This is a genomic window from Ancylobacter moscoviensis (assembly GCF_007559435.1).
Lineage (GTDB): Bacteria > Pseudomonadota > Alphaproteobacteria > Rhizobiales > Xanthobacteraceae > Ancylobacter > Ancylobacter moscoviensis.
This window is the reverse complement of the sequence record NZ_VMBP01000002.1, coordinates 657,171-682,765: the sequence shown is the minus strand read 5'-3', so window position 1 is coordinate 682,765 and position 25,595 is coordinate 657,171. Positions and strand designations below refer to the sequence as shown.

20 protein-coding genes and 1 tRNA gene are annotated in these 25,595 nt (G+C 67.3%); 3 read left to right on the top strand and 18 right to left on the bottom strand.

From position 1 onward, the window contains the following. Positions 1 to 11 precede the first annotated feature (11 nt). The 9 genes from FO470_RS09310 to FO470_RS09270 form a co-directional block, all read right to left on the bottom strand. The gene (locus tag FO470_RS09310; protein ID WP_144342641.1) at positions 12 to 2,273 is read right to left on the bottom strand and encodes a TonB-dependent hemoglobin/transferrin/lactoferrin family receptor; all 2,262 of its coding nucleotides are present in this window, start codon (positions 2,271 to 2,273) and stop codon (positions 12 to 14) included. A gap of 394 nt (positions 2,274 to 2,667) precedes the next feature. Further along, positions 2,668 to 3,354, bottom strand: a complete 687-nt coding sequence (locus FO470_RS09305; RefSeq protein WP_144342640.1) for a response regulator transcription factor — start codon at positions 3,352 to 3,354, stop codon at positions 2,668 to 2,670. A gap of 268 nt (positions 3,355 to 3,622) precedes the next feature. Then, positions 3,623 to 4,330, bottom strand: a complete 708-nt coding sequence (locus FO470_RS09300) for a LuxR C-terminal-related transcriptional regulator (RefSeq protein ID WP_186291893.1) — start codon at positions 4,328 to 4,330, stop codon at positions 3,623 to 3,625. Positions 4,331 to 4,709: 379 nt separating this feature from the next. Next, positions 4,710 to 6,077, bottom strand: a complete 1,368-nt coding sequence (locus FO470_RS09295) for an HlyD family type I secretion periplasmic adaptor subunit (protein WP_144342638.1) — start codon at positions 6,075 to 6,077, stop codon at positions 4,710 to 4,712. Positions 6,078 to 6,117: 40 nt separating this feature from the next. Continuing rightward, entirely contained in the window at positions 6,118 to 7,872 is a 1,755-nt protein-coding gene (locus tag FO470_RS09290) for a type I secretion system permease/ATPase (protein ID WP_144342637.1), read from the bottom strand. A gap of 63 nt (positions 7,873 to 7,935) precedes the next feature. Beyond that, a complete protein-coding gene (locus tag FO470_RS09285) occupies positions 7,936 to 10,752 on the bottom strand; it encodes a beta strand repeat-containing protein (RefSeq protein ID WP_246659530.1) in 2,817 nt (938 codons plus the stop codon). A gap of 531 nt (positions 10,753 to 11,283) precedes the next feature. Next, complete coding sequence (locus tag FO470_RS09280) at positions 11,284 to 11,592, bottom strand: hypothetical protein (RefSeq protein WP_144342635.1); 309 nt, start codon at positions 11,590 to 11,592, stop codon at positions 11,284 to 11,286. A gap of 160 nt (positions 11,593 to 11,752) precedes the next feature. After that, positions 11,753 to 12,484 carry a hypothetical protein gene (locus FO470_RS09275; protein ID WP_144342634.1) on the bottom strand — a complete coding sequence of 244 codons (732 nt, stop codon included), beginning with the start codon at positions 12,482 to 12,484 and terminating at the stop codon, positions 11,753 to 11,755. A 175-nt stretch (positions 12,485 to 12,659) separates the two neighbouring features. After that, positions 12,660 to 14,405, bottom strand: coding sequence for a hypothetical protein (locus FO470_RS09270; RefSeq protein WP_186291892.1), 1,746 nt, complete (start codon positions 14,403 to 14,405; stop codon positions 12,660 to 12,662). Positions 14,406 to 14,708: 303 nt separating this feature from the next. Between FO470_RS09270 and FO470_RS09265 the strand changes: the two genes are divergently transcribed. Next, the gene (locus FO470_RS09265; protein WP_244616750.1) at positions 14,709 to 15,101 is read left to right on the top strand and encodes a RidA family protein; all 393 of its coding nucleotides are present in this window, start codon (positions 14,709 to 14,711) and stop codon (positions 15,099 to 15,101) included. Between the two features lie 6 nt (positions 15,102 to 15,107). Here the strand turns inward: FO470_RS09265 and FO470_RS09260 are convergent, their stop codons facing one another. Continuing rightward, on the bottom strand, positions 15,108 to 15,809 hold the full coding sequence (locus FO470_RS09260; protein ID WP_144342632.1) for a fumarylacetoacetate hydrolase family protein: 702 nt from the start codon (positions 15,807 to 15,809) through the stop codon (positions 15,108 to 15,110). Here FO470_RS09260 and FO470_RS09255 point away from each other — a divergent pair. After that, entirely contained in the window at positions 15,808 to 16,932 is a 1,125-nt protein-coding gene (locus FO470_RS09255) for a phosphate acetyltransferase (RefSeq protein WP_335880644.1), read from the top strand. The genes FO470_RS09260 and FO470_RS09255 overlap by 2 nt on opposite strands. A gap of 3 nt (positions 16,933 to 16,935) precedes the next feature. Beyond that, the gene (locus FO470_RS09250) at positions 16,936 to 18,123 is read left to right on the top strand and encodes an acetate/propionate family kinase (RefSeq protein ID WP_144342631.1); all 1,188 of its coding nucleotides are present in this window, start codon (positions 16,936 to 16,938) and stop codon (positions 18,121 to 18,123) included. Between the two features lie 88 nt (positions 18,124 to 18,211). On the opposite strand, the gene FO470_RS09245 is transcribed toward FO470_RS09250, so the two are convergent. The 8 genes from FO470_RS09245 to clpX form a co-directional block, all read right to left on the bottom strand. Continuing rightward, positions 18,212 to 18,619 (bottom strand): DUF1801 domain-containing protein, encoded by a 408-nt coding sequence (locus tag FO470_RS09245; RefSeq protein ID WP_144342630.1) that lies wholly within the window; start codon positions 18,617 to 18,619, stop codon positions 18,212 to 18,214. Positions 18,620 to 18,633: 14 nt separating this feature from the next. Next, positions 18,634 to 19,110: a DUF1801 domain-containing protein gene (locus tag FO470_RS09240; RefSeq protein WP_144342629.1), complete on the bottom strand. Its 477-nt coding sequence runs from the start codon at positions 19,108 to 19,110 to the stop codon at positions 18,634 to 18,636. A gap of 24 nt (positions 19,111 to 19,134) precedes the next feature. Continuing rightward, a complete protein-coding gene (locus FO470_RS09235) occupies positions 19,135 to 19,893 on the bottom strand; it encodes an ATP12 family chaperone protein (protein WP_144342628.1) in 759 nt (252 codons plus the stop codon). Continuing rightward, a complete protein-coding gene (locus tag FO470_RS09230) occupies positions 19,890 to 20,561 on the bottom strand; it encodes an HAD-IA family hydrolase (RefSeq protein WP_159599026.1) in 672 nt (223 codons plus the stop codon). Before FO470_RS09230 ends, FO470_RS09235 begins: the two co-directional genes overlap by 4 nt. A 46-nt stretch (positions 20,562 to 20,607) precedes the next feature. Next, a tRNA-Val gene (locus FO470_RS09225) sits at positions 20,608 to 20,683 on the bottom strand. Between the two features lie 285 nt (positions 20,684 to 20,968). Next, entirely contained in the window at positions 20,969 to 21,247 is a 279-nt protein-coding gene (locus FO470_RS09220; RefSeq protein ID WP_013167015.1) for an HU family DNA-binding protein, read from the bottom strand. Between the two features lie 330 nt (positions 21,248 to 21,577). After that, complete coding sequence (lon, locus tag FO470_RS09215) at positions 21,578 to 24,016, bottom strand: endopeptidase La (protein ID WP_144342626.1); 2,439 nt, start codon at positions 24,014 to 24,016, stop codon at positions 21,578 to 21,580. A 252-nt stretch (positions 24,017 to 24,268) separates the two neighbouring features. Then, positions 24,269 to 25,540, bottom strand: a complete 1,272-nt coding sequence (gene clpX, locus FO470_RS09210) for an ATP-dependent Clp protease ATP-binding subunit ClpX (RefSeq protein ID WP_144342625.1) — start codon at positions 25,538 to 25,540, stop codon at positions 24,269 to 24,271. Between the last annotated feature and the right edge of the window lie 55 nt (positions 25,541 to 25,595).

Genomic DNA, 25,595 nt, shown 5'->3' with positions numbered 1-25,595 from the left:
GCAGGCGCGCATCACTTGACGTAGCGGGCCGGCTGCGCCGCCGATGCCACCTCGCCGCCACCGAAGCGGACGGTCAGCCCGGCCTTGACCGTCAGGCCCGCGCTCGGCAGGAACGTCTGGTACTGGGTGTACTGCTCATCCAGCAGGTTCTCGACCGAGAGCCGCCACAGCGTGTTCTCGTTCGGCTGGTAGCCGGCATAGAGGCTCACCAGGTTGAAGCTGTCGGTCGGCTCATAGACCGAATTGGTCGGCAGGTCGGAAGCCTTCACCGCCGCGACGGCGGTCCAGCGCACGGCGAGCGTCAGCTTGTCGTCCAGGAAGCGGAAGCCGAGGGTCGTGGTGAGCTGGTCCGGCTGGATGGTGGAAAGCGGCTGCCCGGCATCCGGCCCGGCCGACACCTCGCCTTCGGAGACCTGGCCGGAGAGGCCGAGGAACCACTTGCGGGCATCATAGACGCCCTCGAACTCGAAGCCCTTCAGCCGCGCTTCCTGCACGTTCTGGTACTGGGCATATCCCGGCACGCCCATGTTGAGCGGGAAGCACATGCTCGGCCGGCTCGGGATCGGGCAGATCGTCGAGGTGGGATCGCCGAACTCGACCAGCTCGATGTAGTCGTCGACGTCGTTCTGGTAGTAGTTAGCCTTGATCCGCAGCTTGTCGCCGGCGGTGAACAGGTCGTCCTGCTTGATGTTGACGCCGACTTCCTTGTTCTTGCCGACTTCGGCCCGCAGGCCGGGATTGGGCAGGAAGTAGAACATCGTACCGGGCGTGTTGAAGGGCAGCGGATGCGGCCCGCTGACCAGCGCCTCGGTGACGGACGGGGCGCGGTAGCCTTCCGCATAGGTGCCGTAGACGGTCAGCCAGGACCAGGGCGTGACGCCGAGGGTGAACTTCGGCGAGACGCGGTCGCCGCTGGTGCCGCCGCCGCCTTCCGCGTTCAGCGAATAGGCATCGTAGCGCACGGCCGCGATCGCCTCCAGCCAGGTGGAATAGTTGCCCTTCCACTGCACGAAGGCGCCGCCGACGCCGCGGTCGCCCGAGGGGTTGTAGCCCTCGCCGAAGCCGTACTCGTCGATGTTGTCCACGTCGTCGTGGAAATAGTCGCCGCCGACGGTGATGGCGTTGTTCCAGTCGCCCCAGCTGAAGCGGCTGGTGTTGTTGGCGTCGAAGCCGACCGTGTCGATGGTGAAGCTGCGCGGATCGCCGACCGCGCCGGTGATCGGGTTGGAGCTGCCGGAAACCTTCACCTGGTCCTGCTCGACCTGGTTCCAGTAGACGGTGCTGCGCCAGTCGAACAGGTTGTCGTCGGGGTTCTCGTAGTTCCAGCTCGCCGTCACCGAGCGGTTGGCGACTTCCGTGCCGTATTGGGTCGCCGTGGCGCTCTCGTCGTTGCTGGTGGTGTACTGGCTCTCGTAGTTGAGGCCGGTCAGCTTGATCTCGTGGAAGTCCGCCGGGCGGAAGGTCGCCTTGGCGATGCCGGTCCAGGTTTCGTAGTCGGTGTCGGGCACCACGTCGCCATTGCCGTCGTCATAGGCGTCCTGCTTGCGGTAGGTGCCGCCGACGAACAGGTCGACATTCTCACCCACGCGCGCCGCGCCGAGCACGGAGCCGTAGCCCATCGGCCCGTTGCTCCCGGCCTCGGCGTCCGCCTCGACGCCCCAGCTCTTGCCCTCGGCAATGATGTCGTCCGCATCCTTGGTGCGCATGGTGACGACACCGCCGATGGCGCCCGAGCCGTAGATGTTCGACACCGGGCCGCGCACCACGTCGACGTCGGCGATCAGGCCCGGCTCCAGGAAGAAGGAGCCGGCACCGTTGGCGTGGCCGAGCTGGGTGAAGTTCTGCCGCGCGCCGTCGACGATCACCGCGACGCGGCCGAAATCCTGCAGGCCGCGAATGTTGATGGAGGCCTGCGACGAGTTGCCGTTCTGGATCGCGGTCACGCCCGGCATGCCGCGGAACAGGTCCGCGGTACGGGAGGGCATGATCATCTCGAGCTGGTCCTCGCGCACCACGCTGACACCCGCCAGCGTGTCGATCCAGTTCTCCGTCGTGCGCGTCGCCACCACCGTCACGGGGTCGAGTTCGATGAACTCGTCGCTGAGCACCACCTGCGCCGTGGAGGCGGGCTCGCCGGCCGGGGAAGACGCCTGCTGGGCGGCGGCGGGTACGGCGGCGAGGAGCGCCAGCCACGACACGCCCCAGCCGGCCGCGCGGGCGACGCCGGAAAGAGAGTGTCCGTTGGAAAGAATACGCCCCTGCCGGCTCGCCATTCGCATCGTCGTCTGTCCCCGAGGGCGCGCTGGCGCCCGCTTCCCATGAAGACGCTGCCTTACGCTGCGCCCGTTTCAGCGGGGACAGATATTAAAAGTAAATATTTGAGTCAAATCACGTATATATTTGATTTTTAGGAATTCTACTTCAAGCCAACTCTTGGAACGATTAAAATCTGTATCGGTTTAATCGCTCCAGAAAAGGCCATTATTCATATATGTAATAATTATAAACTGAATAAACGATACTCATGCGCATGGGCAATGCCCAATTTCCGGGCAGAGATGCGTTCTATTCGCAAGAAATGCTCTTTAGCTGAAAAGCGGACTGATTCTCTCCCATCCGCGCGGAACACGACGGGGAGCATACGGCGCCGCTCGCCGGCACCCGCCCCTACCCCGGCCGGCATCTCCCGCGCAGGCGCAACCGCAGGACCGCCCCGACGGCTGCAGGGCGCGCCGTCGGATCGCCCTCGCCCTTCCCCTCGCCGATCCCGGACGGACGGCGGCGGGTTCGTATCGTACAGCGCAAAAGCGCCCGGCCGCGCCTTACCGTCGACCCGGCCGGCGGCGGGACGCGATGCAATATCATCGTCCGGCCATGGCCGTTCGGCCCGTCCTCGGGCTCCGAGCGGCCGATGAAGGTCGTCCCCCGCTCCTCGGCGTCGGAAGGCCGCAGGTCGGTCAGGGCCTCCGGCGGGAAGAAAGTTCCCCCGCTCATGATGAAGGTCAGCGCCTGCAGCGCCAGTTGCGGCGTGGTCATCGTCGGCACGAAGCCCTGCGCCCCGTGCCGCAGCGCCTGCAACGCCTCCTGCGGCCCGTTCCGGTCGGACCAGATGACCATCGGCGCGTCGGGATAGAGATATTGCAGCCGGGCGAGCCAGCCCAGCGACAGCCGGTCGACGACCGACAGGTGCCCCAGGCTGAGGATGACCATCCGATAAGTGTGGGAAGGCTGCTCGCCCTCTTCCGCCGCGGAGGGGTCCATGAGGTCCAGCTCGACCCCATGAAGCTGCGCCCAATCCCGCAGCAACCCCTTGATGCCCACCCCGCGAAGCGGGAGGACATCGGCGATGAGCACCCTCGGCTCGAGCTCCTTGATGACCGCTTCCGGCAAGACCGCACCCAATATTCGTTGGCATCCCCGTCCCGTGCAGGGCCGCCGCCGTGCCGGCGAGCGGTCCATGCCATCGGGAACGAACACAACGAATATTGCGCAATACTAAGTAAAAACAAATATATCAGAAGATGTATAACCGAAACTACATCCGCCGAACGCAAGACATTCTCATACAAAAGCGGAATAACGCTTCCGGTACCGGATCGGACACCAGAACAATGCCGGGCGCCTAGAGAACCGAGCCGACTACCTGCCCGTTCACGGCGCGTACGCCGTCCGGCTCCGCCCCGACCAGCGCGCAGGGACGCGCCGGCTCGTCGAGGCCGCCGGCGGCGGCATCGGCTTCCTCGTTCCCGGAGACCGCCTCGACGCTGCACAGCGCCGCCTGCGTCCGGTTGGTCGCGCCCAGCTTGCGCATGATCTGGCGCATGTGGACCTTCACGGTCGACTCGCACATCGACAGCTCGCGCGCGATCACCTTGTTCGAGTGACCGTGCTGGAGCAGCCGCCACACCGCCGCCTGGCGCTCAGTCAGGCCGGAGCACTGCACGCGGTATCGCGCCGTGACCGTCGTGGGACCGGTACGTCGCCATTCGGCGCTGTAGGTACCGGCCTGCGCCTGGAGCAGCGCGCTGGGCGGAAAGTACACGCCCCCGCCGAGGATGAACCGCAGCGCCTGAAACACGATGGCGGGCGGCATCTGCGCGCTGATGAAGCCGCGAACCCCGGCCTTCAGCGCCTCGATCACCTCATGCGCGTTGTCGCCTTCGGAGATGATGACCAGCGGCACATCCGGCAAAGCCTGCCGCAGCCGGTCGATCCGCGCGCGCCACTCGCCCACGGCGGTAGCGACGTAGCCTGAGTTGTAGACGAGCAGTTCCGGGCGACGCTCGATATGATCTAGCCGGTCGGAGCTGTCCGCCTCGATTGTATCCAATGAAACTCGCTCTTCGAGAGCCCAATCCCGCAGCAGGGATTTGATGCTCGCGCGTCTCAAAGGTAGGTCGTCTAACAAAACTATACTAACGCAGCCCGCTTTCTCTACACCTTCTTCGGTCATGATACTTTTCCTCCACCGGCCAACTTCACCATGAAGATGATCCCGGCCCCGCAAGATAGAGTTCAAGCACGTTAACCCGCCAAATGTCATATTATAGCCTCCCGAGCGGTTTTGCCACCGCAAGTTCAGCTAAATGCCGCACCCTACTCGCCACCGGAAACAGGCAAAAGACATTGTAGTCACCCGCACATTTCCATCTAAAATCCACGAATACTTAAGTCCTGAACGCCCGCGGAACCGTCCCGGCATATATTGCCTAGGCTTCCCGGAAGCTCCTGCGCATGACATTGCGGAAGGGCTCGGCCAGATAGTCCAGAAATGTACGTTCTTTCGATACGATCAACACCTCCGCGGGCATGCCCGGCTGGAGCTCGATCAGGTCGTTGAACTGCTTCAGCTCGCTCGGGTCCACCTCGACCCGCGCCATGTAGTAGGTCTGGCCGGTGGTCTCGTCGACCATCGCGTCGGCGGAAACCGACCGGACCACGCCGTCGATCCGCGGCAGCGCCCAGCGCGAGAAGGCCGTCAGGTGCACCTGCGCCGCCAGTCCGGGATGCACCACGTCGATATCGACGGGCGAGATGCGCGCTTCGATCAGCAGCGTTTCCTCGACCGGCACGATGTCCAGGATCGGCTCGCCGGCCTTGATGACGCCGCCTATCGTCTTGAAGCGCAGATTGACCACGGTGCCGTTCACCGGCGCCGTGATGATCGTCCGCTCGTAGATGTCGCGGCTGGACTGCAGGCGCTCGGTCACGTCGGCGAGCTCGACCCGCACCTTGTCCATCTGCTCGGACACCGCATCCGCGCGTTCGGCGTCGAGCGCGAGGATCTGCACCTCGGTTTCGCCGATCTGCTGCTCCGCTCGCGAGATCATGCCCAGATACTCGCCGCGCCGGCCTTCGATCTCGGCCCGCGCGCGCTCCAGGCTCAGCACCTCCGCCTTGCGGATGAGGTCCTTCTGCAGCAGGTAGCGCTTGCCCTTCAGCTCCTCGGCGATCAGCTCGAGCTGCTGGACGGCGGAGGAAGCCTGCGCCTCCAGCGCCTTGATCTGGTGCTGCGACTGCTCGATGCGCCGGCGCAGGATCTCGCGCTGGCGCTGGTCCGAGTTGCGGCGGGTCTCGAACATCGTCCGCTGCCCATCGAGAATGGTGGGCAGCTCGGGCGATTTCTCCGCCAGCAGTTCGTCGGGAAACCTGATTTCCTTCGCCCCCTCCTGTTCGGCGATGAGCCGGGCCCGCATGGCGACGAGGGTCAGGTAGCGGTTCAGCTGCGTGCGCATCACCGTTTCCGGCTGGATGCTTTGCAGCACGACCAGAGGCTGGCCGGCGGTCACTTCGTCGCCGTCCTTCACGTTGAGGCGGGCAATGATGCCGCCTTCGAGGTGCTGGACGACGCGCCGGCTGCCATCCGGGCTGATGATGCCGGCCGCGACCGCGCCGCCCGCCAGCGGGGCGAGAAAGCCCCAGGCGAGAAAGCTGCCGAGAAAGGCGAGGATCATTATTCCGCCCATCCATTTCGGTCCGCGCACGGCCCGACGGAAGGAGGCCGCATCGCTGGCCGCCGACAGGCGCGGCGTGCCGTAACGGTCCAGCACGACAAGAGCTTTGGATTCGGAGCGCATGGCATTACCCCTGTGAAGCGGGTGCTGACGGCTGATCTGACTATCCGGCGGCTTCCGCCGTCAGACGCTCCTGTTGCTCCCTTTCGGCCGGCAGCGGCCCGGTCGCCGCCACGCGCAGCCGCTTGAGGATCTCGTCGCGGACGCCGAACGCCTCCACCCGCCCCTCCCGCAGCAGCAGGATCTTGTCCGCCTGGGCGATGGTCGAGGGCCGGTGCCCGACGATGAGCAGCGTCGCCCCCTTGGCCTTCATTTCCTCGATCGCCGCCGAGAGCGCCGCCTCGCCCGCCTGGTCGAGATTGGCGTTGGGCTCGTCGAGCACGATCAGCTTCGGCACGCCGTAGATGGCCCGCGCCAGCCCGATGCGCTGGCGCTGCCCGCCGGAGAGCCGCAGCCCGCCGTCGCCGATCGGCGTGTCGTAGCCGTTCGGCAGCAGCTGGATCATCTCATGGGCGTGCGCCAGCATGGCGGCCTGGATCACGGCGGCCTCGTCCGTGCAGTTCATGCGGGCGATGTTGTCGCGCACCGTGCCGGGGAACAGCTCGGGCTCCTGCGGGAGATAGCCGATGTGGCGGCCCAGCTCGTCCGGGTTCCAGTGCTTCAGGTCCGAGCCGTCGAGCCGCACCACCCCGCCGGTCGGCCGGGCGACGCCGACCAGAAGCCGGCACAGCGAACTCTTTCCGCTGGCGGAAGGGCCGATCACCGCGATCGCTTCGCCGGGCGTCGCCTGGAAGCTCACCTGCTGGAGCACCGGCGCCGACGAGCCCGGCGGCACGAAGCTGACATGCTGGAGGTTCACCTGCCCCTTCGGCTCCGGCAGGCTGATGCGGCGGCTCTCGTCCGGCAGGCTTTCCAGTCGCGTCTTCAGCCGGGCATAGGCGACGCGCGCCACCGAGAAATTGCGCCAGGTCGCCATGGCCATCTCGACCGGCGCCAGCGCGCGGCCGAGCAGGATGGACGAGGCGATCATGACGCCGCCCGACACCTGCCCCTTCAGAACCAGATAGGCGCCGAGCCCGAGAATGCCGGACTGCATGAAGAGCCGCGCGAACTTGGTCAGGCCGAGCAGGAAGGCGCCGCGCTCGCTCGCCTTCTGCGTCGCCTGCAGCCCGACATTGTTGGCCGTGCGCCAATGGTCGATCAGCGCCGGCAGCATGCCCATGGCGGAGACGACCTCGGCGTTTCGGATCGTGGTCTCGGCCTGCATCGTCGCGACGATCTGCGACTGGCTGGCCACCTGCGTCGACCGGCGGGTGATCGCCTCGTTGGCGAGGCCGAGCAGCAGCAGCACGATGGTCGAGGCGATGGCGAGCGTTCCCAGCGCCGGATGCAGCATCCAGATGAGCAGGAGATAGACCGGCGCCCAGGGCGCGTCGAAGAACACGCCCAGCCCCGGCGAGGAGATGAAGTTCTGGATCTGCTGCAGGTCGCGCAGCGGCTGCGCGCCGGAGCCGTCGCCCAGCAGCCGGGAACGGACGGAATGCGCCAGATAGACCGGCCCCAGCCGATCCGACAGCCATGTGCTCATCCGCACCGTCAGCACCGAGCGGATGCTGTCCAGCATGCCGAACAGCAGCAACGCCGCGGCGGCCATGACGGTGAGCATCACCAGCGTGTCGACATTGCCCGTCACCATGACCCGGTCGTAGACCTGCAGCATGTAGAGCGGCGAGGCCAGGGTCAGCAGGTTGATCGCCAGGCTGAACAGGATAAGCGGCCCCAGCGCCTGCCGGCACTGCGCCATGGCCAGTTCGAGATCCGTTTCGTTGTTGCGGAACCATTTGTCACGCGTCGACATCGAAGCCCCCGTTGCATGTGAGCGTGGTGCCCGAGGGCGGGCCGCGCGGGCCCGCCCCTCCCGTCAGGCGATCAGGTTCGGATTCACGAAGAGATCGGTGCTGAGGATCGTGTTGGCGGCCTGGGTGGCTGCAGTCGGATCCGCGGTCGTACCGACAATCACATAGGTCGTGTGGGTCGAGCCGGTGAGGCGCAAAGCGAGGTTGTTGCCCCCGGAAAGCTGCACCAGCGCGGCATTGCTCAGGCTGTTGACGTAGATGTCTTCCCCGGTCTGGTAGTCGGCGATCACATTGGTGCCGCCCATGATCTGGAAGATGTCCATCCCGGCCGTGCCGCCGTCCGAGATGCCGTCGCCGTACAGGGTCTTCGACCCCGTGCCGGTGGCGACCAGAAGGTCGGCGCCGCTGCCCCCGCGCATGATGTCGTTGCCGGCGCCGGAAACCAGCTTGTTGGCGCCCGTGCTGCCCAGCAGCGTGTCGGTGAAGGCCGAGCCGATCACCGCCTCGATGGTATTGAGCACGTCGCCGGCCGCGTGCCCGCCCGAGCCGAGCGTGCCCGCCGCCGGATTGGCGGAGAGCTGTATGGTCACGCCGGCGTTGGAGGCCGAGTAGTCGGCCGTATCGAACCCGTCGCCGCCCACCAGCGTGTCGGCGCCGAGCCCGCCGACGAGCCGGTCGTCGCCCGCCCCGCCCTCCAGCCGGTTGTCGCCGTCGCTGCCCGTGAGGACGTCGGCGAAGGCGGAGCCGGTCAGGTTCTCGATGCCGCTGAGCTGGTCGCCCTGCGCGTCGCCGCCGGAGCCGACCGTGGTCCCGGTGGAACTGATCGACACGTTGACGCCGCTCGCCGAGGTCGAATAGCTCGCCGTATCGACGCCGAGCCCGCCGATCAGCACATCCGCGCCGCCCTGGCCGCGCAGCGTGTCGTTGCCGTCGCCGCCTTCCAGCCGGTTGGCGCCGGCACTGCCCTGCAGCGTGTCGTTGAAGGCCGAGCCGATGATGTTCTCGATCTGGGCGATGATGTCGCCCTGCGCGTGGCCACCGTTGCCCTGCGTCGCCTGACCGGGCACATCGGTGAGGCCGAGGCCGACGGCGGCGTTCGATTCCGAATAGTCGACGGTATCCACGCCGTCGCCGCCGATCAGCGTGTCGGCGCCGAGCCCGCCGATCAGCCGGTCGTTGCCGGCCCCGCCATCGAGGCGGTTGTTGCCGGCTCCGGCCCTCAGCACGTCGTCATAGGCCGAACCGATGAGGTTCTCGATGTTGGTGAGCTGGTCGCCCTCGGCGTCACCGCCGACGCCGACTGTCGTCAGGCCCCCATCGATGGCGACGTTCACGCCGGCGGCGGAGGTCGAATATTCCGCCGTGTCCGTCCCGCCATTGCCGTTCAGCACATCCGCGCCGGCCCCGCCGACGAGGGTGTCTCCCAGCTCGCCGCCCAGTAGCGTGTCGGCGAAGGCCGAGCCGATGATCCGCTCGATCAGGATCAGCGTGTCGCCCTCGGCGTCCCCGCCCGTCCCGGTGCCCGCGGCGGTCGGATCGGCGGCGCTGGAATTGAGCTGGATCGTCACCGCCTCGTCCGAGGTCGAGTAGTCCGCCGTGTCGATGCCGCCCTGGCCGACCAGCGTGTCGGCGCCGCCGCCGCCGCGGAAGCTATTGTTGCCGCCGTCACCCGCAAGAATGTCGTCGAACCCGGAGCCTATCACCGCCTCGATGGAGACGAGCGTGTCGCCCGCCGCCGCCCCCGAGGTCGCCCCCGCTCCGAGATCGACGCCGACCGCCCCGCCGGCCGAGTAGTCGGCCGTGTCGAAGCCCGCTCCGCCATCGAGGAGATCGTTGCCCGAACCGCCGTCGAGCCTGTCGTCGCCATCGCCGCCATACAGCAGGTCGTCGCCCGCGCCGCCGAGCAGGACGTCGTTGCCCTCCTCGCCATAGAGCTGGTCGAGGCCGTCGCCGGCGTTGAGGTCGTCGTCGCCGGCGCCGCCATAGAGCAGGTCGTCGCCCAGCGAGGCGTTCAGCCAGTCCTTGCCGCCGCCGCCCCGCAGCGTGTCGTTGCCGAAGCCGGCAATGAGCTGGTCGTCGCCCTCCCCGCCGTCCAGCAGGTCGTCGCCATCGCCGCTGGTCAGCAGGTCGTCGCCATAGCCGCCATAGAGTTCGTCATTGCCGAAGCCGCCGACCAGCGTGTCGTTGCCGCCCCCGCCGAACAGCCGGTCATTGCCAGCGCCGCCGTCGAGCGTGTCGTTGCCGCCCGCCATCGTGTCGTTCACGCCGTCGGGGATGCCGTCACCATCGTCGTCGTCCGGCACGCCGTTGCCGTCGACGTCGATGATCGTGTCGCCGATCAGCAGATCGTTGCCGTCGCCCCCGCGCAGCGTGTCGTTGCCGAGCATGCCGACGAGTTGGTTGTCGAGCGCGTTGCCCGAGAGCACGTCGTTGTAGGACGAGCCCGTGAGGTTCTCGATGCTCGTCAGCGTGTCGCCGGTGGCCTCGCCGCCGGCGCCGCGCGTCGACCTCAGCGGATCGAGATTGAGCGAGATGATGACCGCGGCCGGCGACGACGAATAGACGGCGGTGTCGATCCCGTCCCCGCCATTGAGCGTGTCGCCGCCCGCGCCGCCGTTCAGCACGTCGTTGCCGGCACCGCCGTTCAGGCGATCGGTTCCGGCCCCGCCGATCAGCACGTCGTCGCTTTCCGCCGCGTTGAGCGTGTCGTTGCCGTCGCCGCCGTCGAGCAGGTCGCCGCCGGTGGTCCCGGGGCGAATCGCGATGACGTCGTTGCCGGCAAGGCCCCGCACCTCGAAGCGCCCCGAGGCGGTGATCTCGACCGAGTCGCCGTTCGTCGTCAGGGTGCGGAGCTGATAGATGGGCGCCGACGTGGTCGACATGAGCCCCATCAGGGTCGAGGACGACTCCGCACCGGTCGAGCCACCCGTCAGGCTGCCGGCCGCCGCCAGGAGCGGCGAAGACGTCTTCAAAGATGAAGTCGGCGAATAAGATCGGGTTATCTTGATAGACGCCATAGTCCTTCCTCCCGCCGGCACAAAAACCCGCCAATAGCTGTATGAATTGAAGCTAATGCTTTGCTTGAGCGGGCAACAACGGCTCTGTCGTGGAAGCACCCTTAGAGGTATGACGCGCCATTGTAGGCAGTTGGCTGGATACACCTTAGGGGGTAGAGCCCAGATCGGGGCATGCCCAACACTTAGACAGCACAGGCGCTAAGTAACTCTTGTAAAATACGAAATATGTACGAACGAATTTTACCTCCGCACCGCGCGCAGATGCGATGCCAACAAACAATCCGGCAACAATGACTGGACAATAGACGTACACACACGACAAGCCCTGGAGCGTGGACCGCCCCAGGGCTCTTTCGACCACCGAAGGATCGAACCGGATCTCCGGCTCCACTCGGCTCAGCCGACCGCCGAGTAACCCGTCAGGGTGATGCTGGAGTACTCATCCTCCAGGGTGATCACGGCGAGATTCACTTCGGTCGCCGTATCCTCGCCGATCGCCTGCACGTCGACCGCGAAGCCGGCGAAGTTGCCTTCAATGTCCACGCAGACATTGACCTCGGGATCGGCGTTGTACTCGCTGTCGTAGTTCACGTCCGTTTCGAAATCGACGTAAACGTCGAGATTGAAGTCATAGTTGACGTCGAGTTCCCAATCGAAGTCGCTGCTGCCACCATGGTCACCGCCGCCATTGTACGGATAAGTCATGACGCTCTCCATTTCCCAAGATCGGCACATCGCCGACGATCAAAACTGTATGTTCTTCAAATTCTCAATTCAAAAGGGCAATGGGTGTATGATCCGAAGTGGTATGGGATTGTATTTGCCGGTTAAAATATAATTCGATCCGGTAATCGGAATTATTTCTTCAATCGATCCCGAGTACGACATTTACAATCGCGGACGACAATTGATCCTCCACCGCAAGAGCCACCACATCGACGGTCACGAGGCTGTCTTCGGCTACCGCAGCGGCGGATACATCGAACCAGGCGAGATTGCCGTCGATGGTGAAAGCGGGATCTCCATCGCCGCCGCACCCGCAGTCATAGCCAGCGGCGGGCGGCAGTTCCTCCAGCGGCGCCGGCTCGCCCGCATCGGGAGGGTCCTCCACCGCGCCGGCCGCGTCGGTGCTGCCCGGCATGCCATCGATGTCGAGGGCGAAAAGCACGCTTTGCGCGCTCGCGTACCAGGCCGCACCTTCCGGCTCCTGCACGTATTCCGTCACCGAGGTGTTCAGCGTCACGCCGCGATCCGCATCGCCCGTGAGCTCGGCATAGGAGAAGGCCCCCGCATAGGCGCCTCCGTCGCCCTCGCCGGCGGCAACGAAGCTGGCGGAGCCGAAGGCGATCTGCATGTCGGCATCGCCCGCGAGGATGGCCTCCACCTCGGCCACCGCCAGCGTGTCCTCGCCTACGGCCGTCGCCTCTCCGCCGATGGCCATCGCCATGCCCGTCCCGCCATCGCCGCTGGAGGGGCCCGACTGCACATCCGAGGCAATCTCCAGCGCGTGGACGGTCTCGCCGTCCTCCGTCGCCGAGATCTCCGAAACCGCGAAGTCAAAAGTCTGGCCGACACTGGAATTGACGGTGAATGACATGGCGCCACCCGTGCTCGTGCCTGTGGCGGGTCCGGCCGCGCCGGGCTGCCCGTCAGGCGGTCCAATAAAGAAGGGGGCTGGCACCCGATGAACGCTCGGCTGCGCATCCCCCCGTCCGATCCCCCGGCACGCAGCACCCGCCCGCGACCGCTGCCGGTCGGGGCGGGCTCGCCGCCTATGCCAGAAGCATGATGGCGCCGCCGAGGGTCATGGCCGCGTCCGGCAGCGGTGCCGAATGGCCATTGGCGGATGCCATCTGCTGCATCTCGCTGCCCATCCGCAGGACCGACCGCAGGATGGGTACGGCCTCGGCATCCGGCAGCACGTCACTGGCCGAAACGCTGTCGAACTCGGGATTGATGACAAAGAACTCGTCGAGCCGGACGCTGACCTCGTAGCCGTTGCTGACGAAGGTGATGATCAGGTCGTTCGGGTCGCAGTCGGCCCGCTCGAGGAAGAGCGTCTCGCCATTCGCCGCGCCGAGCGAGGCGTCCGTCGACCAGTTGCTGAAGCCGACAAGCCGGTCGCCCTCGCGAAGGTTGAATTCCTGCACCGTCCCGCATCCCTGGAGATCCGACAGGTCGTACACATCGGCGCCGGTCTGGCAGACCATGGCCGCATCGTCACAGGAATATTCGGAATTGGCCGGCGTCAGCGCATCGCAGGACGGGCAATCGCCGCTGCCGGCATCGCCGTCGCCCATCTCGCCAGCATCGCCATCCTGTACGGACGCATCGTCCGGCGCGCCGTCCCCGGCGTCGATCTCCTCGTCGAGTTCCTCATCCACCGCCTCGGCGGCCTGGACCTCTTCGCCGCCACCGCCGCCTTCCGCGGCGGCCGCCTCTCCCGAGCCGTCGCCCCCATAGGGACTGCCGCAGGTCACCGAAATCGAGGGGTCCGCGCCGCAGGCTTCAAGATCGACGCCGAACAGGTTGACGTCGCCGCCATCCCCCGACGCGCTGATCAGGTTCAGGCCGCCGCCGCCACCGCCGGAGCTGAAGCTGCCGCCCACGCGCGGCACCACCAGCAGGTCGCCGACATCGGGATCGGGAGAGGAGCCGCGACCGCCGCCAGCGCCGCCATGGACCGGCCCGTCGCCGCCTCCCGGCGGGTCGATCAACACGACACCCGGCTTCGGCACCACGCCGGGCTGGCCCGGATCGATCGGATCGGTGGGGTCCGTCGGGTCGGTCGGATCCGTGGGATCGGTTGGGTCCGTGGGATCCGTGGGGTCTGTCGGATCGGTAGGATCCGTCGGCACCGCCAGATTGAAATCGACGGCGCCGAGCAGGTTCGCGGTCACGCTCGACATCTGGTCCTCGACCGTCAGCGCTTCGACCACGCTCTCGACGAAGCTGTCCACCCCCCAGGCGGTGTTGGCGAGTTCGAAGGTTGCAAGGTTCCCGAACATCGTGAGCGGCGGGCTCCAGCCGTTGCCGGAGAGCGTGATGTCGGTGCCGATCGAGAGAACCAGCGGCCCGCCGGCGGGCGTATAGCCGGCAATGTCGATGGCCAGATACTCGACCTCGACCTCCTGCGCCGTCCACGCCATCAGACCGCATTGTCCGCCCATCGTCGTGGTGGTCTGGATCTGCAGGACGATGTCGGCGCCACAAGTGTCGAACGCCGCGTCGGCCGATGCCAGCAGGGCCTGGTCGAAGCCACCGCTGGCGAAGGACGACAGGTTCGCCTGCCCCTGCGCCAGCGCGCCCCAGCTGAAGGAGGTGATTTCCAGCATCGCGAAGACGTCGACATTGGTGTCCTGCCCCACGGCCACCGCCATGGGCGACACCCCGACCGACAGGCCGGAATCGCCGATCTCGGGAACCCAGCACACGCTCGAGATCAGGTCCTCGAAGAAATCCGGCAGCGCGACGCTCGCCAGGAGCTCCGCGATGATCTGTTCGGGATTGCTGCCCATTGCGCCAGAAGACGTATCGGGCACTGCCGCAGAGCTGTCGGTCGCCATCGCACTTCCCCACGTCTGGTGTTCTCAACCATTAATATTACTTGCCGGGCGCGCGGGGTACGGCGGCAAAGGGCGATGAAACCTTAGAGTGAAACCTGCCTGAAGGGATTATGACCTTAGGACTCAACAATGCCGGAAGGAGAACGGCAGCGCTTGCCCGCAGGGGTTTGCCGGCGCTGCGACGTTGACCGAACGCCGTCCGCCGTCGACATTGCGCCGCATCATCCCCGCCCAGCCAAACCTCAGGAGACGCCGATGGCGCAGTTCCACATGATCCCCGACGCGCCGCGGCCGGTCGCTCCCTTCAGCCATGCGGTCGAAGCGGACGGCTGGGTCTTCGTCACCGGCCAGATGCCGACCTGGCCGGACGACGACGCCCGCGCCCTGCCGGAAGGCGTGGAGGCGCAGACGCGGCGGGTGATGGACAACCTCGTCCTCGTGCTGGCCGGCATCGGCCTCGACCTGTCGCATGTCGTGCAGGCGCGCGTCTTCCTCACCGAGTTCAAGCGCGACTACGCCGCGATGAACGCCGTCTATGCGTCCTATTTCCCGCAGGACCGGCGGCCGGCGCGCACCTGCGTGGGCGTCACCGGCCTCGCCCGCGACGCGCTGGTCGAGATCGACTTCATCGCCCACCGGCCGGGCTGACGCGCCTCAGATCACCCGCACGTCGAGGGTGCCCACGCCCTCGACGCCGCCCTTGAGATGGTCGCCCCGCACCACGGGCCCGACGCCCGCCGGCGTGCCGGACATGATCAGATCGCCCGGTTGCAGCGTGAACAGGCCGGAGAGGTAGGAGATCATCTCCGGCACCTTCCAGATCATCTGGTTGAGGTCGCCCTGCTGGCGCAGCTCGCCATTCACCGTCAGCCACACCTTCCCCGTGTCGGGATGACCGATCTCGGCCGCCGGCACCAGTGGCGAGCACGGCGCCGAGGCCTCGAACGCCTTGCCGACTTCCCACGGGCGACCGAGCTTCTTGGCCTCGCCCTGCAGGTCGCGCCGCGTCATGTCGAGCCCGACGCCGTAGCCCCACACATGGTCGAGCGCCTCGGCGACCGGGATATCCACCCCGCCCCGGCCGATGGCGACCAGCATCTCCAGCTCGTAATGCACGTCGTTCGAGTGGCCCGGATAGGGGAAGGTACCGTCGACGATCACATTGTCCGGGTTCTTCTGGAAGAAGAAGGGCGGCTCCTTGTCCGGGTCGTGCCCCATCTCGATGGCGTGCTCCGCATAGTTACGGCCGACGCAGTAGATGCGGTGGATCGGGAACAGCCGGTCCGTCCCCGCCACCGGAAGCGCCGGTATGCCGGGCGGCACGATCACATAGGCGGAAGCGGCGGAGGAGCTCATGGCGGGTTTCCCGGAGTTGGCGGCGGATATGACGCCCATCGGGATTTCCACGCCCGTTGCGCGAGGTCAAGGACGCTGGCGTCCGACGGCGATCTGTGTCGTCCTGTCGTCAAGGGCGACCGCAACACTGGCCCCGAACGCGAAGACGAGGAGCGGAGACGAAAACATGGACACCGCCACCCGGCCGGCGCGCGGCCACGGCAATTACGAGGAGCTCATCGCCCGCGCCAGCGAGGTCGAGCCGCTGCCCACCGCCGTCGCGCATCCCTGCGACGCCTCCTCGCTGCGCGGCGCGATGGATGCCGCGCAGGCGGGCTTCATCATCCCTATTCTCGTCGGTCCCACCGCCCGCATCCGCGCCGTCGCCGAGAGCGAGGGCATCGATATCGGTGACGCCGAGATCGTGGACACGCCGCACTCCGTCGCCTCCGCCGCCCGCGCCGTCGAGCTGGTGCGGGAGGGCCGCGCCGCCTTCCTGATGAAGGGCAGCCTGCACAGCGACGAGCTGCTGGCCGCCGTCACCGCCCGCGACACCGGGCTGCGCACCGGCCGGCGCGTCAGCCACGTCTTCCTCATGGACGTGCCGTCCTATCCCGAGCCGCTCTTCGTCACCGACGCCGCGGTCAACATCTTCCCGGACCTCGACGCCAAGCGCGACATCGTGCAGAACGCCATCGACCTGCATGTCGGGCTCGGCCTCGGCCGGCCGCGCGTCGCCATCCTCTCGGCGGTGGAGACGGTGACGACCAGCATCCCCAGCACGCTGGAGGCCGCGGCCCTCTGCAAGATGGCCGACCGCGGCCAGATCACCGGCGCCGATCTCGACGGGCCGCTGGCGCTCGACAACGCCATCTCGCCGGAGGCCGCCCGCATCAAGGGCATCGTCTCCACCGTCGCCGGCCGCGCGCAGATCCTCGTCGCGCCGGACCTCGAGGCCGGCAACATGCTGGCAAAGAACCTCACCTTCATGGCCGGGGCCGATGCCGCCGGCATCGTGCTCGGCGCGCGCGTGCCGATCATCCTCACCAGCCGCGCCGACACGCTGAAGACCCGCCTCGCCTCCTGCGCCGTGGCGGTGCTCTACGCCAAGGCCCGCCAGGCCGCGCCCGGTCTGGGGGGCTGAGCGGTGAGCGAGGCCCTGTTCGTCGTCAACGCCGGCAGCTCCAGCATCAAGTTCAAGCTCTACCGCGCGGTCGGCCACGATGTGGCGCTGATCCTCGGCGGCGCGTTGGACGGCATCGGCGCCCGCCCGCGCCTCCACGCGAAGGACGAGGCCGGCAATGTCCTCACCGACCGCAGCTTCGCGCCGGACGAGGTCGCGAAGGCCTCCGACGCCCAGCACGCCATCGGCGACTGGATCGTGCCCTATCTCGCCGAGCACGAGCTGATCGGTGTCGGCCACCGCGTCGTGCATGGCGGGCCGCATTATTCCCACCCGGAGCTGGTGGACGACGAGGTGCTGCGCACGCTGGAGAGCTTCATCCCGCTGGCGCCGCTGCACCAGCTCACCAATCTCGACCCGATCCGCGTCATCCGCGCGCGGCGGCCCGACCTGCCGCAGGTGGCCTGCTTCGACACCGCCTTCCATCGCGGCCACCCGGAGATCGCCGACCGCTTCGCCCTGCCGAACGACCTCTATGAGGACGGCGTGCGCCGCTACGGCTTTCATGGCCTCTCCTACGAATACGTGTCCGGCGCGCTGCGCGAGTTGGCGCCGGAGCTGGCGCGCAGGCGGGTGGTGATCTGCCATCTCGGCTCGGGCGCCTCCGCCTGCGGCCTGCTCGACGGCCGCAGCATGGAAAGCACGATGGGCTTCACTGCCCTCGACGGCCTGCCCATGGGCACGCGCTGCGGCGCGCTCGATCCAGGCGTGGTGCTGCATCTCATCGAGCAGAAGGGCATGAGCACCGCCGAAGTCGGCCGCCTGCTCTACAACAACAGCGGTCTCAAGGGCCTCTCGGGCGTCAGCAACGACATGCGCGAGCTGCTGGCGAGCGATGCGCCCGCCGCCGCCATGGCGATCGACTATTTCACCCTGCACGTCGCGCAGGCGGTGGCCCAGCTGGCCGTGACCCTCGGCGGCCTCGACGCCCTGGTCTTCACCGCCGGCATCGGCGAGCGCTCGCCGGAAGTCCGCGCCCGCGTCTGCGCCCGGCTCGGCCTGCTCGGCATGTCGCTCGACGAGGTCGCCAACGCCGCCAATGAAACGTGGATCGACGCCGACGGGCCGGGTCCCAGCGTGCTGGTCATCCCGACCGACGAGGAGCGGATGATCGCCCTCGCCACGCTGAGGCTGCTGCGCGCGGGGACGTGAAAACCGACCTCGCACGGCCGCGGGAGTGGCCGGGCTCCCTCTCCCCAACGGGACGGGGGAGCTATGGGCCGGGGTCCATGAGCGCCAGTCAGCTCCGGCGGCGGGCGGCGGGCGTCGAGCTGTTCAGAGACACGGCGGCACGGATGAGCGCTTTCAGCGCGTCCGCGTCGATCGCCTCGCCCTCGCGGATGTCGATGGCCCGCCGCACATGGCCCTCGAGGCTGGAATTGAACAGGCCGGCGGGGTCCTCCAGCGAGGCGCCTTTGGCGAAGGTCAGCTTCACCACGCTCTTATAGGCCTCGCCGGTGCAGAGGATGCCGGCATGCGACCACACCGGCACGCGCCACTTCCATTCCTCCACCACCTCGGGATCGGCCTGCCGGATGAGCGCGCGGACGCGGGCGAGCGTCTCGCCGCGCCAGCCGCCGAGTTCGGCGATCCGTTCGTCGATGAGATCGGAGGCAGGTCTGCCCTCTTGCGGCTCGTTTTTCATCATGAGGGACCCTCTCGCTAGCCCGCCCAGCCGGGAAGCACCGCAGCCTGCCGGACCCAGCGCGCCACGCGTTCCTCGTCGATCGGCTCGCCCTCGCGGATGTGGAGGTAGCGCGTGTTCGCGTCCTTGGACTCGACGGGCGGCAGCGGGTCCAGCGACGCGCCGCGGAAGAAGGTCAGCTTGATGTAGCGGTTGAAGCAGTGGACGCCGAGGAACCAGCCCTGGCCCTCCACGCCGTAGAGCGGCGAATTCCATTTCACCGCCTTCTGCACGCCGGGCACCGTGCGCTCGATCAGCGCGTCGAGGCGGCGTCCGGCCTCGCTCTTCCAGGCCGGCATGGCGGCGATATAGGCCTGCACGGGCGCGTCGCCATAGCCCTTGGCGATCTGCGGATTACCGCCGGAGAGCAGCTTCGGGGGAGCGGCCCCGTCCTTGTCGGCCTTCGTGGATTTGCCGGACGCATTCCTGGCGGAGGCGGCGGGTGCTTCCTTCATGGAACCCTCCTGTCGGCCGGATCTCTAATCCTCCAGCAGCGCCACGAGCCGCGCCGCGGCCTCGAAGTCGCGGAAGCGCGTCGCGCGGCGCTCCAGCGCCTCCGCGTCGGCGCCCCAGAGCTGCTCCTGTATCTCCTCGTCGGCATGGGCGGCGCGCCAGCCCTCCTCCGCTGTCAGCCGTCCGCGTGCGACCGCCAGCGCGATCACCGCCGATCCGCTCAGCGTGGTCATCAGATTGAGCGCGGCGAGGCGCAGCGGGTCCGTCGGCAGCGCGGCGCCGATCAGTTCCAGCGTGCGCGGCGGCTGCTCGACATAGAGAATGCCCTCGCTGAGCATGAACACCGCGCCGAAGGTCTCGCGCGCCCAGTCGAGCAGCGGGTCCCACAGCTCGCCCTGCAGCGCCACCAGCTTCTCCGGCGCGGCGGCCCGGTAGCAGAGAAGGTCGCTGCCGGCATAGCGCACGATCTCGCCGGCCACCTCGCCCATGGCGCCGGCCACGCCGTCGAGAGCCGAATTGGCGAGGCGGGTCATCGGCATGCGCATCGGGTCGATGAACTCGCCCTGCCCACGCCACTCCTCCGCCAGCGCCTCCGCCAGTGCGCGGCTCGGCACGGCCACCGGATTACGGCCCGGCGTGCGGACGGGGCGGCCGTCCAGCTCGATGCGGAACAGGCCCTCCCCGGCGGCGTTCGCCTCGGCGGCCGTGTAGAAGCGCTTGGGCAGCTTGCGCTCGCCGCCGAAGCCCGGTGGCAGCGCGGCGGCCTTGTCGCGTTCCTCGCTCACGCCACGGGCTCCCACATCTCGTCGATGACGCCGACCAGCGTGTCGGCGTCGGACACCAGTCGCTCGGCGCCGGACTGGCGGAGCGTCTCGCGCGGATGATAGCCCCAGGTGACGCCGATGGCGCGGGCGCCGGCGGCGCGGGCCATCACCATGTCGAAACTGGTGTCGCCGATCAGCACCGTGTCCTCGGCATGGACGCCGGTCGCGGCCATGGCCTGAAGCACCATTGCCGGGTGCGGCTTGGAAGGCGCGTCGTCGGCGGTCTGGATGGTCACGAAGCGGCCGTCGAGGCCATGATGGCCGAGCACGGCGGCCACGCCGCGCTGCGACTTGCCGGTGGCGATGCCGAGCAGCACGTCCTCGCGCGCCGAGAGCTTGTCCAGCACGCCGCGCACGCCGGGGAACAGCGGCTCGAAGAAACCCGGCTCGGTGCGCAGCTCGCGGAACGCCTCGCGGTAGAGGTCGGCCAGCCGCTCGGCCGGAAAATGCGGATCGTCGTCGCCGAGCCGGCGCATGGCCTCGACGAGGGACAGGCCGACGATGCCCAGCACCGCCTCGCGCGGCGGCAGCGCCAGCTCGGCGCGCGCAAAGGCGCGGGTCATGGCGGCGACGATCACATGCTGGCTGTCGACCAGCGTGCCGTCACAATCGAAGAGAACAAGTTTCACGACGCGGACTTCCGGCAAGGCAACAGGGTGATGGCGCCGGGGCCGGTGGTGGGCGGTGACGGGCTCGAACCGCCGACCCTCTCGGTGTAAACGAGATGCTCTACCAACTGAGCTAACCGCCCGCGGAAACCCGCCGGCAGGCGCAGGAAGCGCGATCCGCTCCCAACCTGCCTGCCGTAGCCGGCTCCAGCCACAGCGCCGAGCCAGCCGCCATTAAGCATCCGTGAAGCGATGCGACAAGACCCCGCGGTGCCGCATTGCATGGCGCAGCTGGCCGGAGGGGTCGCGGCCCGGCCCTGCAGGCCGGACGCCGATCCGCCGGCCGTAGCCGGCGGATGCGCGCCGCTGACGCCGCACCGCGCCCCGGCAGCCTTGCACGGGGGGCGCGACGTTCAGCGCGGAAAGGATCAACCGTTGACGGTTTCCTTCAGGCCCTTGCCGGGCGTGAACTTCGGAGCCTTCGAGGCTTCGATCTTGACCGGCTTGCCGGTGCGGGGGTTACGGCCCTCGCGCGCAGCGCGGGTCACGACGGAGAAGCTGCCGAAGCCGATGAGCTTCACTTCTTCGCCGGCCTTCAGCGAGGCGGCAATGGCGTCGAAGGTCGCGTCGACCGCAGCCGCGGCGGCGGCCTTCGTCAGCTTGGCCTGCTCGGCCACGGCGGCGACGAGTTCGTTCTTCGTGGTCATTTGACCGGTCCTTCCCTTGATTGCACAAGAATCGTCGATCGCATGCACCGACGACGGGCGGGCACCCTTTCTCCAAAATGCGGCGATTGCAAGCGTCCCGGCTCAGGAACCCGCACAAATACACGACTTCCGCACATTCTGCGGTATTGAAACACCTCAAAACCGCGCAAGTCCCATCGCCTGCAATTTGGGCGACTACGACCTTTCGTCCCTCGCCCGCCGGGCCTTGAAAAGAAAAGCGGCGGCACCCTTTGGGGACGCCGCCGCTCGGTTGGGCGGGAAACCGGCCCGGGGACGCGGAGGCGCCACCCGGGACGGACCTTCTTCAGCTCAGTGCGCCGCGAGGCCGCCAGCCTCGTCGCGGGCGATCACGGGTTCGACCTCGGCGGCCGGGGCAATCGGCTTCTCCTCCCAGACGATCGGCTCGGGCTGGCGCGTCAGGGCGTGGTGCAGCACCTCGTCCATCCGCGACACCGGCACGATCTCCAGCGCGTTCTTCACGTTGTCCGGGATCTCGGCGAGATCCTTGGCGTTCTCCTCGGGGATCAGCACCTTCTTGATGCCGGCCCGCAGCGCCGCCAGCAGCTTCTCCTTGAGGCCGCCGATCGGCAGCACCCGGCCGCGCAGCGTGACCTCGCCGGTCATGGCGACGTCGCGGCGGATCGGGATGCCGGTCAGCACCGAGGTGAGCACCGTCGCCATGGCGACGCCGGCCGAGGGCCCGTCCTTCGGGGTCGCCCCCTCCGGCACATGGACGTGGATGTCGCGCCGGTCGAACAGCGGCGGCTCGATGCCGAAATCGACGGCGCGCGAGCGGACATAGGAAGCCGCCGCCGAGATCGATTCCTTCATCACGTCGCGCAGGTTGCCGGTGACCGTCATCTTGCCCTTGCCGGGCATCATGACGCCTTCAATCGTCAGGATCTCGCCGCCGACCTCGGTCCAGGCGAGGCCGGTGACAACGCCGACCTGGTCCTCGGTCTCGGCCTCGCCGTAGCGGAACTTCGGCGCGCCGAGATAGTCCTCCAGCGTCTTGGCCGTGACCTTGATCACCTTCTTCTTGGTGAGCATGAGGTCCTTCACCGCCTTGCGGGCGAGGTTGGAGATCTCGCGCTCCAGGTTGCGCACGCCCGCCTCCCGCGTGTAGCGGCGGACCAGCGTGAGCAGGGCCTCGTTGTCGATCGACCACTCCTTGGGCTGCAGGCCGTGCTTGGCCAGCGCCTGCGGGATGAGGTGGCGGCGGGCGATCTCGACCTTCTCGTCCTCCGTGTAGCCGGCGATGCGGATCACCTCCATGCGGTCCAGAAGGGCCGGCGGGATGTTCAGCGTGTTCGCCGTCGTCACGAACATCACGTTCGAGAGGTCGTAGTCGACCTCGAGATAGTGGTCGTTGAAGGTGTGGTTCTGCTCGGGGTCCAGGACCTCCAGCAGCGCCGAGGACGGATCGCCGCGGAAGTCCGCACCCATCTTGTCGATCTCGTCGAGCAGGAAGAGCGGGTTGGACTTCTTGGCCTTGCGCATCGACTGGATGATCTTGCCGGGCATCGAGCCGATATAGGTCCGGCGGTGGCCGCGGATCTCCGCCTCGTCGCGCACGCCGCCGAGGGCGACGCGCACATATTCGCGGCCCGTCGCCTTGGCGATGGACTTGGCGAGCGAGGTCTTGCCGACGCCGGGCGGGCCGACGAGGCACAGGATCGGGCCCGTCAGCTTGTTCTGGCGGCTCTGCACGGCGAGATACTCGACGATGCGGTCCTTCACCTTGTCGAGGCCGAAGTGATCCGTGTCGAGCACGTTCTGGGCGAAGGGCAGGTCCTTCTTGACCTTGCTCCGGTTGCCCCACGGGATCGACAGCAGCCAGTCGAGATAGTTGCGCACCACGGTCGCCTCGGCCGACATGGGCGACATCTGGCGGAGCTTCTTCAGCTCGTGCGTCGCCTTCTCGCGGGCTTCCTTGGTGAGCTTGACGGTCTTGATGCGCTCTTCCAGTTCGGCCAGCTCGTCGCGGCCGTCCTCGCCGTCGCCCAGCTCCTTCTGGATCGCCTTCATCTGCTCGTTGAGGTAGTACTCGCGCTGGGTCTTCTCCATCTGGCGCTTGACGCGCGTGCGGATGCGCTTCTCGACCTGAAGGACCGAGATTTCGCTTTCCATCAGCGAGAGCACCTTCTCAAGGCGCGTCGTGACCTTGAGGATCTCCAGCACCGCCTGCTTCTCGGGGATCTTGACCGCGAGATGCGAGGCCACGGTGTCCGCCAGCTTCGAGTGGTCCTCGATCTGGGTGACGACGCCGACGACCTCCGGCGAGACCTTCTTGTTCAGCTTCACATAGCTGTCGAACTCGGCCAGCACCGAACGCCCCAGCGCCTCGGCCTCGACCTTGGAGCCGGTGTCCTCTTCCAGCGCCATCGCCTCCGCCTCGTAGAGGTCGGTGCGGTCGGTGTAGTGGCTCACCTTGGCGCGCGAGATGCCCTCGACCAGCACCTTCACCGTGCCGTCAGGCAGCTTCAGCAGCTGCAGCACCGAGGCCAGCGTGCCGATCTTGTAGATCGAGCTGGTGGACGGGTCGTCGTCGGACGCGTTCTCCTGGGTCGCCAGCAGGATGAAGGTGTCGTTCCGCATCACCTCCTCGAGGGCGCGGATGGACTTCTCGCGGCCGACGAACAGGGGCACGATCATGTGCGGGAAGACAACGATGTCGCGCAGCGGAAGAACGGGAAAGGTCTGCGGGACGCCGGGCGTGAGCGCGGTGCGAGGCTTGGGGCTCGTCATGGCTCTTTCCTTTCTGTTGACGGCCGGCGCCGTGCCCCCGCGACGGGCGTCGCGAGGCGGAACCGTGCCGCAATGCGGCCGGAACGCGAACGTGGATCTCTGTGCGGGAGCAGCGTGAGGCGCGCGAAGCACGTCGATGCGGTCGAGGACCGGTGGTTAGGGCTCAGATGGATATGGCCCGGCTGCCCGTCAAGGGAGCCCCCCATGTCCCTGGCCGGGCGCATACGCCCGGCCCTGCCCGCCGCCGGCCCCTCAGGCACTCGCGCCCGCATCGCCGGCCGCGCGGTCCGCGTAGATGTAGAGCGGACGCGCATTCTGCTCGACGACCTCCTTGGAGATGACGACCTCCTCGACCCCTTCCAGGCCGGGCAAATCGAACATCGTGTCGAGCAGGATGCCTTCCATGATCGAGCGCAGGCCGCGCGCGCCGGTCTTGCGCTCGATGGCCTTGCGGGCGATGGCGCCCAGCGCTTCCTCGTGAATGGTCAGCTCGACGTTCTCCATCTCGAACAGCCGCTGGTACTGCTTGACCAGCGCGTTCTTCGGCTCCGCGAGGATCTTCTTCAGAGCCTCCTCGTCGAGATCGCCGAGGGTGGCGATCACCGGCAGACGGCCGATGAATTCCGGGATCAGCCCGTACTTCAGCAGATCCTCGGGCTCGACCTCGCGGAACACTTCGCCCGGCTTGCGGTCTTCGGGCGCGGCGACCACCGCCCCGAAGCCGATCGAGGTGCCCTTGCCGCGCGAGGAGATGATCTTGTCGAGGCCGGCGAAGGCGCCACCGCAGATGAACAGGATGTTGCTCGTATCCACCTGCAGGAACTCCTGCTGGGGATGCTTGCGTCCGCCCTGCGGCGGCACGGAGGCGACCGTGCCTTCCATGATCTTCAGCAGCGCCTGCTGCACGCCCTCGCCCGAGACGTCGCGGGTGATCGAGGGGTTGTCGGACTTGCGGCTGATCTTGTCGATCTCGTCGATGTAGACGATGCCGCGCTGCGCCCGCTCGACATTGTAGTCGGCCGATTGCAGCAGCTTGAGGATGATGTTCTCGACGTCCTCGCCGACATAGCCCGCCTCGGTGAGCGTGGTCGCGTCCGCCATGGTGAAGGGCACGTCCAGGATGCGGGCGAGCGTCTGCGCGAGCAGCGTCTTGCCCGAGCCGGTCGGCCCGATCAGCAGGATGTTGGACTTGGCCAGCTCGACGTCACCGGCGTGCTTGGTCGCGTGGTTCAGGCGCTTGTAGTGATTGTGCACCGCCACCGAGAGGACGCGCTTGGCATGGAACTGGCCGATCACGTAGTCGTCCAGGACCTTGCAGATTTCCTTCGGGGTCGGAATGCCGTCGCGTGACTTCACCAGCGAGGACTTGTTCTCCTCGCGGATGATGTCCATGCACAGCTCGACGCATTCATCGCAGATGAACACGGTCGGTCCCGCAATAAGCTTGCGGACCTCGTGCTGGCTCTTGCCGCAGAACGAGCAATAAAGAGTGTTCTTGCTGTCGCCGCCGCCAACCTTGCTCATGCGTCTCTCCGTCCGCTCGGCGATCCAGGCTTCGCCCGGGACCGCCCCAGTCTCG